We start from the raw sequence: 15,570 nt of genomic DNA, 5'->3' as shown, positions 1-15,570 counted from the left end.
CATGCTGCCGCGTTTCTTCATCCACCGCCCGATCTTCGCCTGGGTCCTGGCCATCTGCATCATGGCCGCCGGCGCCATCGCCGTGTTCACCCTGCCGATCGAGCAGTATCCGGACATCGCGCCGCCGTCGGTCAACGTCACCGCCACCTACAACGGCGCCTCGGCGCAGACCGTGGAGGACAGCGTCACCCAGGTGATCGAACAGCAGATCAAGGGCATCGACCACCTGCTGTACTTCTCCTCGACCAGTTCCTCGTCGGGGCAGGCGCGGATCAGCATCACCTTCGACCAGGCGGCCAATCCCGACATCGCCCAGGTGCAGGTGCAGAACGCGGTCAACCAGGCGCTCAACCGCCTGCCGCAGGAAGTGCAGCAGCAGGGCGTGACCGTGGCCAAGTCGCAGGGCGACAGTCTGATGGCGGTGGCGATCTACGACCGCACCGACCGCATGGACAACGTCGACATCTCCGACTACTTGGTCAGCACCCTGCAGGACCCGATCAGCCGCATCAACGGCGTCGGCGAGATCAACGTGTTCGGCGCGCAGTACGCGATGCGGGTGTGGCTGGATCCGCACAAGCTCAACGCCTACCAACTGATGCCCGGCGACGTGCGCAGCGCGATCCTGGCACAGAACACCCAGGTCACCGCCGGCGAACTCGGCGCGCTGCCCACCGGCGCCGAGCAGGAACTCAACGCCACGGTCACCGCGCAATCGCGGCTGCAGACGCCCGAGCAGTTCCGGCAGATCATCCTGGCCACGCGCGCGGACGGTTCCAGCGTGCGCCTGGGCGATGTGGCGCGGGTGGAGATCGGCGCGGAGAACTACCAGAACAACGCCACGCTCAACGGCCACCCGGCGTCCGGCTTCTCGGTGACGCTGTCCGCCGGCGCCAATGCGATCGCCACCTCCGATGCGATCCACGCCACCGTCGAACGGCTCAAGCCGACCTTCCCGCCGGGCCTGGACGTGGCCTATCCGCGCGACAGCACGCCGTTCGTGCGCATTTCGATCGAGAACGTGGTGCACACCCTGGCCGAGGCCATCGTGCTGGTGGTGGTGGTGATGTTCCTGTTCCTGCAGAACGCGCGCGCCACGCTGATCCCCGCGATCACCGTGCCGGTGGTGCTGCTGGGCACCTTCGGCATCCTCGCCGCGGCCGGCTTCACCATCAACACGCTGACCCTGTTCGCGATGGTGCTGGCGATCGGCCTGCTGGTCGACGACGCCATCGTGGTGGTGGAGAACGTCGAGCGGATCATGCATGAGGAACACCTGCCGCCGCGCGAGGCCACCGAGCGCTCGATGGGCGAGATCACCGGCGCGCTGATCGGCATCACCGTGGTGCTGGGCGCGGTGTTCCTGCCGATGGCGTTCTTCGGCGGCTCCACCGGCATCATCTATCGGCAGTTCTCCATCACCATCGCCTCGGCGATGGCGCTGTCGGCGCTGGTCGCGCTGACCCTGACCCCGGCGCTGTGCGCGACCCTGCTCAAGCCGGTGGAGCAGGAGCGCAAGCTCGGCCGTTTCTTTCAGTGGTTCAACCGCAGCGTCGAGCGCGGCCAGCAGGGCTACCAGCGTCGCCTCGGCGGCGTGCTGCAGCGGCCGCGGCGCTGGCTGGCGCTGTATGCGCTGGTAGCGCTGGCGATGGTGGTGCTGTACATGCGCATGCCGACCGGCTTCCTGCCGGTGGAGGACCAGGGCCAGGTGCAGATCCAGTTCACCACCCCGGAAGGCACGCCGCTGGCCAAGACCCAGGCGCTTGGCAAGCGCATCAGCGATTACTTCATGACCCACGAGAAGGCCAATCTCACCGCGATCTTCATGGTGGTCGGCCGCAACAACGCCGGCACCGGGCAGAACGCCGGCCAGGCCTTCGTGGCGCTCACGCCGTGGGGCGAGCGCAACCGCGACAACACCGCGCAGGCCATCATCGACCGCGCCAACGCGCATTTCCGCGGGGTCAGCGACGCCAAGATCAGCGTGCTGTCGCCGCCGGCGGTGCGCGGCCTTGGCCAGTCCAGCGGCTTCGAACTGTGGATCCGCGACAGCGACGGCGCCGGCCGCGCGGCGCTGCTGAAGGCGCAGCAGCAGGTGCTCAAGGAGGCCGGCGACGATCCGCAGCTGACCGCGGTGCGGCTCAACGGCCTGGGCGACAAGGCGCAACTGCAGGTGGACATCGACCACGCCCAGGCCAGCGCGCTGGGCCTGGCGCAGAGCGACATCAACGCGACCCTGGCCACCGCCTGGGGCGGCAGCTACGTCAACGACTTCATCGACCGCGGCCGGGTCAAGCGCGTGTACGTGCAGGGCGATGCGCCGTACCGCGCGCTGCCGGAGGACATCGCGCAGTGGTACGTGCGCGGCAGCGGCGGGCAGATGGCGCCGTTCGCCAGTTTCGCCAGCACCCACTGGACCCGCGGCCCCCAGTTGCAGCAGCGCTTCAACGGCCTGCCGGCATCGCAGATCCAGGGCGGCGCGGCGGCCGGCAGCAGTTCCGGCGAGGCGATGCAGCGGATGCAGGCCCTGGTGGCCAAGCAGGAGGGCTTCGATCTGCAATGGAGCGGGCTGTCCTACCAGGAGCAGTTGTCCAGCAACCAGACGCTGTGGCTGTACACCGCCTCGATCTTGTTCATTTTCCTGTGCCTGGCGGCGCTGTACGAAAGCTGGTCGATCCCGGTGGCGGTGCTGCTGGTGATTCCGCTGGGTGTGGTCGGCACCGTGCTGGCGACCACCCTGGCCGGCTTCGTCAACGACATCTACTTCCAGGTCGGCCTGCTGACCACGATCGGCCTGTCGGCGAAGAACGCGATCCTGATCGTCGAATTCGCCGAGGCGCGGCAGCGTGCCGGGCGACCGTTGCTGGAGGCGACACTGGAAGGCGCGCGGCTGCGCCTGCGACCGATCGTGATGACCTCGCTGGCGTTCGTCGCCGGTGTGCTGCCGCTGGCGCTGTCCACCGGCGCCGGCGCCTCCAGCCGCCGCGAGATCGGCGTGTGCGTGATCGGCGGTATGGTCACCGGCACCGTGCTGGCAGTGTTGCTGGTGCCGTTGTTCTTCGTGCTGGTGCGCGGCTTGTTTCGCGGGTCCGCGCGGCAGGACGCGAGCGCAGCGGCGACGTAAATCGTAGACCGACGAGGCGGCTCCGCGACGCGGTGCTGCCTTGCGACTAGACTTTGCGTTCCCCCACGCCATACGACTGTGCGATGAACGATTCCTCCTGCTGCGGCGCGCCCAGCGACGCACCGGCCCACTGGTCCGGCCGCATTCGCGATATCGCCGATTTCCCGAAGCCGGGCATCGTGTTCAAGGACATCACCCCGCTGCTGGCCGACGGCCCGGATTTCGCCTCGGCGCTGGACGAGATGGCGCGTCCGTGGCGCACCACGCCGCTGCAGGCGGTGCTGGGCATCGAGTCGCGCGGCTTCATCCTGGGCGCGGCGCTGGCGCACGAACTGCGTACGGGCTTCGTGCCGGTGCGCAAGCCAGGCAAGCTGCCGGGCAGGACGGTGACCCAGGAGTACGCGCTGGAGTACGGCAGCGACCGCATCGAAATGCACGCCGATGCGCTGCCGGCCGGTTCGCGCGTGCTGCTGGTCGATGACGTGCTCGCCACCGGCGGTACCTTGCGCGCGGCCCTGGCGTTGGCGCAGCAACTGGAAATGGAAGTGGTCGGCGCCGCGGTACTGGTGGAACTGCAGGCGCTGCGTGGACGCGATCGCTGGAGCGAGACCTTGCCGCTGCTGGCGACGCTGACGTACTGAGCACGGCCACTGCTCCTGGCTGCGCAGGTGGCGCGGCCGGGGATCGACGCATTGGGCGCGGCCGCGGCGCACATGCGTCGTGGCGATCGCGCATGGCGCGGGCGATGCCTGACGCTGCAACCGCAGGCACCGTGTCAGGTCGGGTAGATCACCGTTTCCAGGCTGGGGTCCGCATGCGCGGCGGCATGGCTTAGGTGGCCATCGAACGGACCGACCTTGCAGATCCGGCCGTCGTCGGCGAACACCAGCTGCAGTCCGTGTTCGGCTTCCCAGTCGCAGTTGCACTCCAGGCTGATGCGCAGGCGACCATCGCGGTAGCGGCGTAGATACGCCTCGCTGCCGAACTGCACGTGCGCCCACACCTCGGCGGGGTCGGCGATGTCCGGCGAAGGCCATCCGTATTTGGCGCACAGCGCCTGCGTGTGCCGGTAGTAGGCGAACACGTGCGGCGCCGCCGCGTCGAAGACCGCGGCATCGAGTTGCAGGAAGGTCTCGATGGCGGGCGCCGCGTCGACCGGAACGTCGCCAGGCTCGCAGCCCACCAGCACGAAGCAGCAACTGTCGCGCATCCACGGGACCGGCACCGCCTCGCTCCACAGGTTGCCGTCCTCGTCCGGTTGCAGCGACGCCAGGACCTGCTGCGTCGCGCTCACAGCTTGGCGACCCGGAACCGACGGCCCTTGATCTTGCCGGCCTGCAGCTGCGCCAGCGCCTTGCCGGCATGGGCGCGGGCGATGGCGACGTAGGAGCGGGTGGGGTAGATGGCGATCTTGCCGATCGCCGCGCCGGACAGCCCGGCATCGCCGGTCAGCGCGCCGAGGATGTCGCCGGGACGCAGCTTGTCGGTCTTGCCGCCGTCGATGCGCAGGGTGACCATCGCCGCCTGCGGTAGCTGCGCCGGCCGTGCGGTAGCCAGCGGCGCGCGCGACCAGCGCAGCGGCTGGCCCTGCTCGGTTTCCAGCGCCTGCGCGCGCGCGGTCTCGCGCGGCGCCACCAGGCTCAGGGCCAGGCCGTGCTTGCCGGCGCGCGCGGTGCGGCCGATGCGGTGGCGGTAGGTCTCGGTGTCGGTCGGCAGTTCGTAGTTGATCACCGCCGCCAGGTCTTCCACGTCCAGCCCGCGCGCGGCCACGTCGCTGGCGACCAGCACGTTGCAGCTGCGGTTGACGAAGCGCACCAGCACCTCGTCGCGGTCGCGCTGTTCCATGTCGCCATGCAGCGCCAGCGCGGAGAAGCCGAACTGCTGCAGCGAGCCGGCGACCTCGTCGACCTCCTTGCGGGTGTTGCAGAACACCACGCTGGACTCGGGGGTGAAGCGCAGCAGCAGGCCGGCCACCGCCTTCTGCCGGTAAGTCGGGTCGACCTCGAAGAACTGCTGGTCGATCTCCGGCGCGCTGTCGGCGCCTTCGACGGTGATTTCCGCCGGTTCCTTCAGCAGGTCCCGCGCCAAGGCGCGGATTTCCTCGGGAAAGGTGGCCGAGAACAGCAGGCTCTGCCGGTGCTTGTCGCAGCGGCTGGCGATCTCGCGGATCGGCTCCTCGAAGCCCATGTCGAGCATGCGGTCGGCCTCGTCCAGCACCAGCGTGCGCACCCCGCCCAGGTGCAGCGCGCGCTTGCGCGCCAGCTCCTGGATGCGGCCGGGCGTGCCGACCACCACCTGCGGGTCGTGCGCCTCCAGCGAGGCCAGTTGCGGCGCCAGCGGCATGCCGCCGGTCAGCACCACCAGTTTCATGTTGGGAATGCCGGTGGCCAGCTTGCGCAACTGTTTGCCGACCTGGTCGGCCAGTTCGCGGGTCGGGCACAGCACCAGCGCCTGCGCGCGGCTCAGCGCCGGATCCAGCTTGTGCAGCAGGCCCAGGCCGAACGCCGCGGTCTTGCCGCTGCCGGTAGGCGCCTGCACGATGACGTCCTGGCCGGCCAGGATCGGCGGCAGGCTCTGCGCCTGCACCGGGGTCATGCGGGTGTAGCCGAGCGCGTCGATGCCGGGCCCGAGCGCCGGGGAAAGGGAGAGGGTGGCGAAATCGTTCATGCGGCATTTTAGCTGGTGGGGCCGGGACTCGGGACCCGGGACCCGGAACGTCAACAGCAAAAGGGCATTTCGACTCGCACGACGCGCCGCTTTTTGCTTTCCGGGTCCCGGGTCCCGGGTCCCGTACAATACGGCATGCCTCTTATCACTCTGCAGAACCTCGACTACAGCGTCGGCGGCCCCTTGCTGCTGGAAAAGACCGACCTGTCGATCGAGCCGGGCGAACGCATCGCCCTGATCGGCCGCAACGGCGCCGGCAAATCCACCCTGATGAAACTGATCGCCGGCGAGCTCAAGCCCGACGACGGCGAGGTCCGCGTGCAGCAGGGCGTGCGCATCGCCCGGCTGGAACAGGAGGTGCCGCATGGCGCCGCCGGCAGCGTGTTCGACGTGGTCGCCGACGGCCTGGGCGAACTCGGCCATTGGCTGGCCGAGTTCCATCGGCTCAGCCATGCCGCCGAATTCGACGGCGATGCGCTGGGCGCGGTGCAGTCCAAGATCGATGCCGCCAATGGCTGGGCCCTGGACCAGCGGGTCAACGAGACCCTGACGCGGCTGGAACTGGACGGCGACGCCGAATTCGCGCGGCTGTCCGGCGGCATGAAGCGCCGCGTATTGCTGGCGCGCGCGCTGGTCTCGGCGCCGGACCTGTTGTTGCTGGACGAGCCCACCAACCACCTCGACATCGAGGCCATCGACTGGCTGGAAGGCTTCCTCAAGGGCTGGAACGGCAGCGTGGTGTTCGTGACCCACGACCGGCGTTTCCTGCGTGCCCTGGCCACGCGCATCGTCGAGATCGACCGCGGCCAGGTCAGCAGCTGGCCGGGCGACTGGGCCAACTACGAGCGCCGCCGCGAGGAGCGGCTCAATGCGCAGGCGCAGGAGAACGCGCGCTTCGACAAGCTGTTGGCACAGGAAGAAGTGTGGATCCGCCAGGGCATCAAGGCCCGGCGCACCCGCGACGAGGGGCGTGTGCGGCGGCTGGAAGCGATGCGCCGCGAGCGCACCCAGCGCCGCGAACTCGGCGGCAACGTGCGCATGGAGGCCGCGCAGGGCGAGTCCTCCGGCAAGAAGGTGATCGAGGCCAAGGACCTGAGCTTCGCCTTCGGCGCGCGCAGCATGGTGCGCGACTTCTCCACCACCATCCTGCGCGGCGACCGTATCGGCCTGATCGGCCCCAACGGCAGCGGCAAGACCACGCTGCTGAAGCTGCTGCTGGGCGAACTGACCCCGGACCAGGGCGAAGTGCGCGCCGGCACCAATCTGCAGGTGGCGTATTTCGACCAGTACCGCGCCACCCTGCGCGAGGACTGGAGCGCGATCGAGAACGTGGCCGAGGGCCGCGACTTCATCGAGGTCAACGGCAAGCGCAAGCACGTGCACGCCTACCTGCAGGACTTCCTGTTCACCCCGGAGCGTGCGCGCGCGCCGATCACCCGCCTGTCCGGCGGCGAGCGCAACCGCCTGCTGCTGGCGCGGCTGTTCGCGCAGCCGTCCAACCTGCTGGTGATGGACGAACCGACCAACGACCTGGACGTGGAAACCCTGGAGCTGCTGGAAGAGCTGCTGGGCGACTACAGCGGCACCTTGTTGCTGGTCAGCCACGATCGCGACTTCATCGACAACGTGGTGACCTCGACCATGGTCATGGAAGGCGACGGCCGCATCGGCGAGTACGTCGGCGGCTACAGCGACTGGGTGCGCCAGCGCCCGGCGGCGCCGGCCAGCGCGATGGCGGTGGCCAAGGCCTCGGCCACCGCGGCGGCGACCACGCCGGTCGCGGCCGCTGCAGCCGCGCCGGCGCCGGCGCCGGCGCCGGCCAAGCGCAAGCTCAGCTACAAGGACGCGCGGGAACTGGAGCAGTTGCCGGCGCGGATCGAAGCGCTTGAACAGCAGGTCGCGGCGCTGACCGAGGCGATGGCCGACCCGGCGTTCTACCAGCGCGACGCGGCGGCGGTGACCACGCACACGCAGGCCTTGAGCCAGGCACAGGCGGACCTGGATATGGCGTATGCGCGCTGGAGCGAGCTGGACGGTTGAAGAGCTGCGGCTCGGGACAAACACCCTGGCCCTGCGGCGGCAACGAACGCTGCGGCCGCTTTGCCGAGATCAAAGACCGGATGCGTGGGCGTTGGGGTGTGTCGCGTCGGGGCTGAAGCCCCTCCCACAAGGGGGTACGTGCGGCGGCCCTGTTTGTGCGAGCGGTTCGACGCAGCGCGGTCAGGTCAATCCGACTCGGCGGGTGCTTCCGCTTCCTCGCTGCCGCCCACGAACGCGACGAAGCTGACGCCGTCCTGCGCCCACTCGCGGGCGACGTCGTCGAGGATGTCCAGCAGCACGTCGAAGGCCGGCTGCGCCACCGCCTGCAACTGCCCGGCATCCTCCAGCAGCAGCGCGTAGCCGCGCGGCGAGGGCAGCCAGGACAGGTCGCGCAGGCCGTCGGTCAGCGCGTCCCAGTTGCGGCCGAAGCCGGGCGGGAAGTCCAGTTGCGCGGTCAGCCGCATCAGCAGCATGGCCTTGCCGGTGCAGCCATGCAGGTCGATCCGGCACAGCCGCAGGCCGGCGTCGCGGGCCAGGGCGGCGACACTGTCCAGGTCGCGGTTGGCGACGCGGTAGACGCCGGAGGCGGCCGGCTCGGCCAGGTTCAGCGCGAACGGGAAGCCGCTCATCGCGCCGGCCCCGCGCCACCGACCTGGAAGCTGCGGAAACTGTCGTAGTGGTCGTCGCTGTAATACCAGACTTGCGGCGGCGTGCCGCCGGTGACGATGCGGCGCGTGCCGCGATGCGACAGTCCGGGCGTCTCGACGGTGTACTCGCGGTAGTAGCCGCGCGGTTGCTCCGGCAGGCGGTTCTCGCGGTTGCCGAACACGCTGCCGTCCTGGCGATGCGGGAACGGGCCGCCGCGCTGGATCAATGCCACCGTGGCGCGGGCTTCGGGCGGCAGGAATGCGGGCAGCTCCGGCGTCGCGGCATCCGATGCCGCGGCTGCCTTGCCGGGCGCGGTGTACGGCGCCTGCGCGGCTGCGTCGAGCGAGGGGGCGAACTGCTGGTGCGGCGGATGCTGCAGCCCGCGGATGCCCCACAGCCCGCCCACCAGCAACACGATGGCGGCGATCAACAGCACGGGCTTGCGCATGGACTCTCCTGCAGGAACGGCGGCGGCGCGTAGGGTGGCGCCATCGCACACAGTATGGGCCGGCCTGCCTGTTCGCGCTCTAAACGCCGCCGGTCACGGTGGTGACTCGTGCGATTCACATCCGACTAACCGGGGCGTGGGGCATGGTAGGCGCCGATTCGCAAGGCCGGCCGGCACCGCCGCCGCGGGATGGGACGATGTTTCCCCAGCCGCGCCCTTGGTAAGGTCGCCGACCGTCCCTACCATTGCTCACGCAACGCTCGTCCTTTCGACGGCGAAAGTCCAGGAGAACCGCATGGCCTACACCCTCCCCAAGTTGCCCTACGCCTACGACGCGCTGGAACCGCACATCGATGCGCAGACGATGGAGATCCATCACACCAAGCATCACCAGACCTACATCAACAACGTCAACGCCGCGTTGGAAGGCACCGAGTACGCCGACCTTCCGATCGAGGCGCTGGTGTCCAAGCTGAAGTCGCTGCCGGAGAACCTGCAGGGTCCGGTGCGCAACAACGGCGGCGGCCATGCCAACCACTCGCTGTTCTGGACGGTGATGGCGCCGAATGCCGGCGGCACGCCGAGCGGCGACGTCGGCAAGGCGATCGACGCCGAACTGGGCGGCTTCGACAAGTTCAAGGACGCCTTCACCAAGGCCGCGCTGACCCGCTTCGGCAGCGGCTGGGCCTGGCTGAGCGTCACCCCCGACAAGAAGCTGGTGGTCGAGAGCACCGCCAACCAGGACAGCCCGCTGTTCGAGGGCAACACCCCGATCCTGGGCCTGGACGTGTGGGAGCACGCCTACTACCTGAAGTACCAGAACCGCCGTCCGGACTACATCGGCGCGTTCTTCAACGTGGTCGACTGGAAGGAAGTGGAGCGCCGCTACCACGCCGCGATCGGCTGATCGCGCGCCAGCGCTGCACCATGAAGAAGGCCGGGTTCGCCCGGCCTTTTTTTGTGTGGATGCCCGGCATAAGCGCTGGAAGTGCGGGTGGGGCGTGGCTGCCAGGTTGGTATGCGGCCCTCGCGCGCGTGACCAGCGTGCTTCGGCAGCGATGGCGGCCTATGCCGCATTGGCCGCCGCTTGCGCCGCTGCGTCGCCAGGGCGCGCTAAACCTTTGGCGTGCAGGCGCAGGAGCGGCTTCAGCCGCGATGGGCGTTACCGGGAATGCTTTGTCGCGGCCGAAGACGCTCCTGCAGATGACGCTGTGCGTGACAAAAGCAGGGAATCGGCGATGCCCGATCGTTTCGGTCCGATGGCATGCCTATGCCGATCCACCCCCATGCGCCGCATCGCAAGGCGGTGATCGCACGGCGCGCGAACGTGCCCAGCCTGCCGTCCGCTATGGCGCCGGTTGCAGCGATGTCGGTATCGGGTCCAGCGGCTGAAGTGCCATCAGCAGGCCGCGCGTGCCGGCCACGGGCAGGTCGGGCGCCGGCGCGAGCAAGCGTGCGCCGTGCAGCGGGCGGAAGTGGCCGCGTTCGAAGAACACGTGGTCGGCCGCGGCCGCGGTCCCGGGCGCACGCACGTCGATCCGGTTGCGCGCCGATTCGCCGCGTACGCTGGCGTCCTCGAAGCGCGTTGCCAACGGCGCCAACTCGGGCGCACGCGCCGCGGCGAAGAAGCCACCCGCCAGCAGCGACGGCACGCCCTCGGCGGTGGCATCGATCCAGGCCATCAGGTCCTCGGCCTGTTCGCGGCGGCTGGCGCCGCCGTCGCGCGTCGCGTGCAGGCGGGTGAAGTACAGGTTCACCGGCTGCCCGTGCAGGTCCACCCGTACCAGGCCGGCGACACTGTAGTCCTCCAGCGGATGCAGCAAGGTCTCGGCCTCTTCCAGCACCGGCAGGCGGGTCAGCAGCGCATTGCCGCGGCGTTGCGGCCGGCTGGGCGGATCGGGGGTGATGAAGTGGCAGTGGTAGCCCAGGCGCGCGGCCAGCCATTGCGCCTGGTTCGGCATCTCCGGCGTCTGCAGCACCTCCTGCAGGGCGATGGCGTCGGGACGCAGGCGCTGCAGGGCCACGGCAATGCGCTCGCGACGTGCGATCCAGTCGTCGCCGTCCTGCGTGGCGCGCGGATCCGGGGCGAGCGTGAGCGTGACCACGGTGAGGGCGGCGTCTGCCGTGGCCGAGGCCGTCGGCACCGCGTCCGCCGCCACGTGCGCCTGCGCCAATGCCGCCACGGCCAGCAACAGCCAGCCGGTGCGATGCCATCGGAAGACGCGGGGAGTCATGCGGGCGATGCTACGGCGCAGCGTCTCAGGGTTGCGTATACAGCCGATGGTGCTGCGGCGTCCGCCACACAATCGGTGCCGCGCAGGTGGCAATGACGAACATCGCCCCACCTCCGGCGCGCACAGGCGCGGAGGCGGGGCGGGGACCGGTACACACGGCGCGCGTGCGCCGCGCGCCTCGGTCAATGCTGCAGCACGCCGTCCTTCAGGTGCAGCGGCGCGCGCGCCTCCACCTGCGTCGCCGAACGGCCCAGCAGCACCTCGTAGTCGCCGGCGACGATGTGCCAGTGGCGCTGCTTCGGGTCGTAGTCGGCCAGGGTCTTGGGCTCGGCGACGATGCTGACGTGGCGGCTCTCGCCCGGCTTGAGCAGCACCTTGTCCCAGCCGACCAGGCGGATCGGGGTGTGATGGCCCTGCGGCAGGCGCAGGTACAGCTGCGGCACGTCGGCCCCGTCACGATCGCCGGTGTTGCGCACGTCGAAGCTGGCGACGACACGGTGACCGTCCGCCTGCACCTTGAAGTTGCTGTAGGCGAACGTGGTGTAGGACAGGCCGTAGCCGAACGGATACACCGGCTCCAGACCGCGTGCGGCGAACCAGCGATAGCCGACGTTGGCGCCTTCGATGTTGTAGTCGACGTTGCTGCCGGCCGGTTGCGCCGGCTTGAAGCCCAGGCCGGGAATCGACGGCCGCGGCAGTTGCGACACGTCGCGCAGCCAGGTCACCGGCAGGCGGCCGGACGGGTTGACCTCGCCCAGCAGCAGCCGCGCCAGGCCTTCGCCACCGCGGATGCCCGGGTACCAGGCTTCCAGCACCGCCGGCACCTGCTGCAGCCACGGCAGGGCGACCGGGCCGTTGGTCTCCAGGACCACCACGGTCTTCGGGTTGGCCTTGGCCACGCCGGCGATCAGCGCGTCCTGCTTGTCGGGCAGGGCGATGTCCGGCAGGTCCACCGACTCGGCCGACCACTGCGTGGCGAACACGATGGCCACCTCGGCTTCGCGCGCGAGCTTGGCCGCCGCCGCCGGGTCGTCGCCGCTGGCGTAGTCGATCTGCGCGTCGGGCAGGGCCTTGCGCAGCGCCTGCAGCGGCGAGGACGGATGGAACATCACCGGGCCCGGCCAGGTGGTCGGGGCGATCCCCGGCACCGCGTTGCCGCCGTTGACGGTGATGCCGACCATCGAAGAGCCGCCGCCGCCGATCACGCCCTTGTCGGCATGGCCGCCGATCACCGCGATGCGGCGCACGGTGCGCGACAGCGGCAGCAGCTTGCCCTCGTTGCGCAACAGCACCGTGCCTTCCTCGACCACGCGCTGCACGGCCAGGCCGCCGGCGGCGTCGTCGATCGGCTGGTGCTGCGGCGGGTTGTCGAAGCTGCCGGTGGCGATGAAGGCGCGCAGGATGCGCTTGACCATGTCGTCCAGGCGCGCCTGCGGCACGGTGCCGGCGGCCACCGCCATGCGCAGCGGCTGGTCGAAATACACCGCCTTGTCGAACACTTCGCCGGCCGACTGCTGGTCCAGGCCGGCCAGCGCCGCCTTGGAGCCGCTGTGCACGCCGCCCCAGTCGGACATCACGTAGCCGGGGAACTTCCATTCCTGCTTCAGCACCTGGTTGAGCAGGTAGTCGTGCTCGCAGCCGTACACGCCGTTGATGCGGTTGTAGGAGCACATCACCGAGCCGGGCTGGCCGATCTTCAGCGCCAGCTCGAAGGCCAGCAGGTCCGACTCGTGCATGGCCTGCTCGCCGATGTCGGCGCTGTGGGTGTTGCGCCCGGTCTCCAGGTCGTTCATCGCGAAGTGCTTCATGGTCGAGACCACGTGCTGGCTCTGCACGCCGCGGATCGATTCGCCGACCATCGTGCCGGCCAGCAGCGGATCCTCGCCGGCGTACTCGAAGTTGCGGCCGTTGCGCGGGTCGCGCTGCAGGTTGACGCTGCCGGCCAGCAGCACGTTGAAACCCTGCTGCCAGGCCTCGCGGCCCATGGTGGCGCCGCCGGCGAAAGCCAGTGCGCGGTTCCATGTGGCGGCGGTGGCCGGGCCGGAGGGCAGCGCGGTGGCGTGGTCGCCGGGGCGGATGTTGCCGGGATTGGTCACGCCGAGGCCGGCATCGGCCAGTTGCTGCGACGGGATGCCCAGGCGTTCGATCGCCGGCACGTAGCCGGCCGAGCCGAGCGCACCGGCCGGCTTCGGGCCGCCGTCCTTGCCCAGGCCGAAGTAGCTGTGCAGCATCTGGAACTTCTCGTCCGGGGTCATCGCCTGCACCAGCAGCGCGGCGCGCCGGTCCGGCGACAGGTTGCGGTCGTTCCACGGGCGCTGCGCAGCGGCGGCGTTCGGCGTGGACGCCGTGCCCACGGCCGCCGCCGGCGGCGCGGCGACGGAAGGCGAGGCCAGCGCGAGGGTCAGGCAAAGGGATCCTGTAAACGTTTTCATATCGGGGCGAACAGCCTCTTCAGCAGATGACGGGAAGGCGCATCGGGGGAGTCGGGGGGAGGGTGGAACCGCGCGTCAGGACGGTGCTTCGTCGCTGCGCATGACCGGGTACAGGCGGTAGCGCTCGTCCCAGGAACTGTGGCGGCGGTAGAAGAACTCCAGCCGCGCCTGCGGATCCTTGGCGAAGGCCGCGTCGTGTTCGAGCTTGTCCTCGAACTCGGCCTTGAGCGCCGGATCGCTGGCCAGCATCTGCCGCGCCACGTCCTCGGCGACGTAGTCTTCCATGTACTCGGCGCGCTCGAACGCGCTGTTGAATTCGCCCCATTGCAGCAGCGAGTCCGGCGCCTGCGGTTCCAGCAGCGCCATCAACAGCCGCGCCTTGGGCTGGGCGATCGGCACGAACAGCGCGCCGGCGCCGACGGCGCGGGTCTCCGGCTTCCAGGCGCCGGCGACGCTGAGCCGCTGGTGGCCTTCGGACGAGCGGGCGGCGAAGCTGGCGGTGTCGGCGCGGAAGGTCTGCACCGGCAGGGTGGCGTCGTGCTCCAGCGTGCGGAAGGCGATGCCGTGCTGGCGCAGCTTGGCGCCGACCAGGGCGGCCTGCGCCGCCGGCACCAGGTAGCCGGCGCGCGGCGCGGCGACTTCCACGCTGGGCACGACCTGGTCGCGCAGCGGCACGCGCCAGATCTGTGGGGTGCGCTCGTCGTAGCGGGTCATCAGCGCGCCGGACACCGGCGAGGGCGTGCGCGTGTAGGCGTAGCCGCGGAAATCCACCAGGTGCGAGGCGTCGGTGGTGCGGTAGTCCAGCGCCACGGTCTTCCCGCCCAGGGCCTGCGCACGAGTGTCGGCCGCCAGCGCGTCGGCGCGCCACTGCGCACCGTGCCGCGCCACCTGCTGCAGCACCGAGACGATGGTGTTGCGGGTGATGCGCACGCGCTCGGGGTAGTGCTTCCAGGAATGCGTTTCCACCAGCATGCCGAAGCGGTTGCGCAGCTGGAAATAGCCATGCGAGAAGCGCGGCGTCGGCACCCCGTCCTCGAAGCCGGAGGCGGGGTCGTCGTTGACCACGAAGGAGGGGTAGTAGGGCAGCGGCAGCGAGCCCTGCCGCTTCAGATCGGCCAGCACGCTGTCGCGCAGGCGCAGGCCGTCGCCGCGCAGCGCGGTATCGCCGGCGTGCAGCGGTTCCACCTGGATCGACACGTCGTGCTCGAACTGCGCGCCGTCGGTGACATGCAGGTCCACGTACAGCAGCGGATCCCATTGCTCGACCAGGCGCAGCATCGCCTGCATCTCCGGCGCGTCGGCCTTGACGTAATCGCGGTTGAGGTTGAGGTTCTGCGCGGTGGTGCGCCAGCCCATCTGTTCCGGACCACGCTGGTTTGGCCGGTTCCAGGCGCCGAAGCGCTCGTGCCCGTCGACGTTGAACACCGGCACGAACAGCCACACCTGCCTGTCCAGCGCGCCGCGCGCGGCCTGGCCGTCGAGCAGTTGGCGCAGCGCCAGGAAGCCGGCGTCCTTGCCGTCGATCTCGCCGGCGTGGATGCCGCCCTGGATCAGCACCACCGGCAGCTTGCGCGCCTGTGCGGCCGCTGGATCCAGCGCGCCTGAGGTGGACACCGCCAGCGCCTTCATCGGCCGGCCTTCCGGGGTGGTGCCGAAGTCGAAACAGCGCACCGCCTGCGGATAGCGCTGCGCGAAGGCATCGCACAGCGCGATGGTTTCGGCGTAGCGGCCGGTGCGCGCGAATCCGCTGCGCTCGGCTTCGGTGGACAGGCCCGCCTCACTGGCCAGCGACGGCATGCTGCACAGCAGCATCGGCAGCAACAGGGTGGCCAGCCAGGGTCGGATCATCTCGGCACCGTCTCGGGACAGGCCCCCATGATGCGGGCAGCGCGCCGATTGCGAAAGCACCTAGGGCGTGTCCTAGCGGTTCGATTCGCCGGAACGATCGGGTAACCTTCTGAAAATTTTGCCTGGACG

At 69.8% G+C, this 15,570-nt stretch carries 11 protein-coding genes; 4 read left to right on the top strand and 7 right to left on the bottom strand.

Features of this window, described 5'->3' with window-relative positions:
- Nucleotide 1: 1 nt before the first annotated feature.
- Both SLW56_RS04855 and SLW56_RS04850 read left to right on the top strand, forming a co-directional pair.
- Nucleotides 2-3,124, top strand: a complete 3,123-nt coding sequence (locus SLW56_RS04855; protein ID WP_295915822.1) for an efflux RND transporter permease subunit — start codon at nt 2-4, stop codon at nt 3,122-3,124.
- 83 nt (nt 3,125-3,207) lie between these two features.
- Nucleotides 3,208-3,765, top strand: coding sequence for an adenine phosphoribosyltransferase (locus SLW56_RS04850; RefSeq protein WP_320694425.1), 558 nt, complete (start codon nt 3,208-3,210; stop codon nt 3,763-3,765).
- A gap of 134 nt (nt 3,766-3,899) precedes the next feature.
- On the opposite strand, the gene SLW56_RS04845 is transcribed toward SLW56_RS04850, so the two are convergent.
- Both SLW56_RS04845 and dbpA read right to left on the bottom strand, forming a co-directional pair.
- A complete protein-coding gene (locus tag SLW56_RS04845; RefSeq protein WP_320694424.1) occupies nt 3,900-4,418 on the bottom strand; it encodes a hypothetical protein in 519 nt (172 codons plus the stop codon).
- Nucleotides 4,415-5,791 carry an ATP-dependent RNA helicase DbpA gene (dbpA, locus tag SLW56_RS04840; RefSeq protein ID WP_152237134.1) on the bottom strand — a complete coding sequence of 459 codons (1,377 nt, stop codon included), beginning with the start codon at nt 5,789-5,791 and terminating at the stop codon, nt 4,415-4,417. The genes SLW56_RS04845 and dbpA overlap by 4 nt, the downstream gene beginning before the upstream one ends.
- 135 nt (nt 5,792-5,926) lie before the next feature.
- Between dbpA and SLW56_RS04835 the strand changes: the two genes are divergently transcribed.
- Nucleotides 5,927-7,831 carry an ATP-binding cassette domain-containing protein gene (locus SLW56_RS04835; protein WP_320694423.1) on the top strand — a complete coding sequence of 635 codons (1,905 nt, stop codon included), beginning with the start codon at nt 5,927-5,929 and terminating at the stop codon, nt 7,829-7,831.
- 185 nt (nt 7,832-8,016) lie between these two features.
- Here SLW56_RS04835 and SLW56_RS04830 read toward each other — a convergent pair whose 3' ends face one another.
- On the bottom strand, nt 8,017-8,460 hold the full coding sequence (locus SLW56_RS04830) for a barstar family protein (protein WP_267101443.1): 444 nt from the start codon (nt 8,458-8,460) through the stop codon (nt 8,017-8,019).
- Nucleotides 8,457-8,927, bottom strand: a complete 471-nt coding sequence (locus tag SLW56_RS04825; RefSeq protein WP_320694422.1) for a ribonuclease domain-containing protein — start codon at nt 8,925-8,927, stop codon at nt 8,457-8,459. Before SLW56_RS04825 ends, SLW56_RS04830 begins: the two co-directional genes overlap by 4 nt.
- Before the next feature lie 295 nt (nt 8,928-9,222).
- Here SLW56_RS04825 and SLW56_RS04820 point away from each other — a divergent pair, with 295 nt between their 5' ends.
- The gene (locus SLW56_RS04820; protein ID WP_010340242.1) at nt 9,223-9,834 is read left to right on the top strand and encodes a superoxide dismutase; all 612 of its coding nucleotides are present in this window, start codon (nt 9,223-9,225) and stop codon (nt 9,832-9,834) included.
- 439 nt (nt 9,835-10,273) lie between these two features.
- On the opposite strand, the gene SLW56_RS04815 is transcribed toward SLW56_RS04820, so the two are convergent.
- The 3 genes from SLW56_RS04815 to SLW56_RS04805 all read right to left on the bottom strand — a co-directional run bounded on the left by SLW56_RS04815 (nt 10,274) and on the right by SLW56_RS04805 (nt 15,441).
- On the bottom strand, nt 10,274-11,161 hold the full coding sequence (locus SLW56_RS04815; RefSeq protein WP_320694421.1) for an endonuclease/exonuclease/phosphatase family protein: 888 nt from the start codon (nt 11,159-11,161) through the stop codon (nt 10,274-10,276).
- A gap of 182 nt (nt 11,162-11,343) precedes the next feature.
- Entirely contained in the window at nt 11,344-13,593 is a 2,250-nt protein-coding gene (locus SLW56_RS04810; protein WP_320694420.1) for a glycoside hydrolase family 3 C-terminal domain-containing protein, read from the bottom strand.
- Between the two features lie 75 nt (nt 13,594-13,668).
- A complete protein-coding gene (locus SLW56_RS04805; RefSeq protein ID WP_295926005.1) occupies nt 13,669-15,441 on the bottom strand; it encodes a M14 family metallopeptidase in 1,773 nt (590 codons plus the stop codon).
- Nucleotides 15,442-15,570 lie beyond the last annotated feature (129 nt).

Source organism: Xanthomonas sp. LF07-6, from assembly GCF_034105445.1.
Taxonomy (GTDB): Bacteria; Pseudomonadota; Gammaproteobacteria; order Xanthomonadales; family Xanthomonadaceae; genus Xanthomonas_A; species Xanthomonas_A sontii.
The sequence above is the reverse complement of the archived record's forward strand: the minus strand, read 5'-3'. Positions and strand labels throughout refer to the sequence as shown.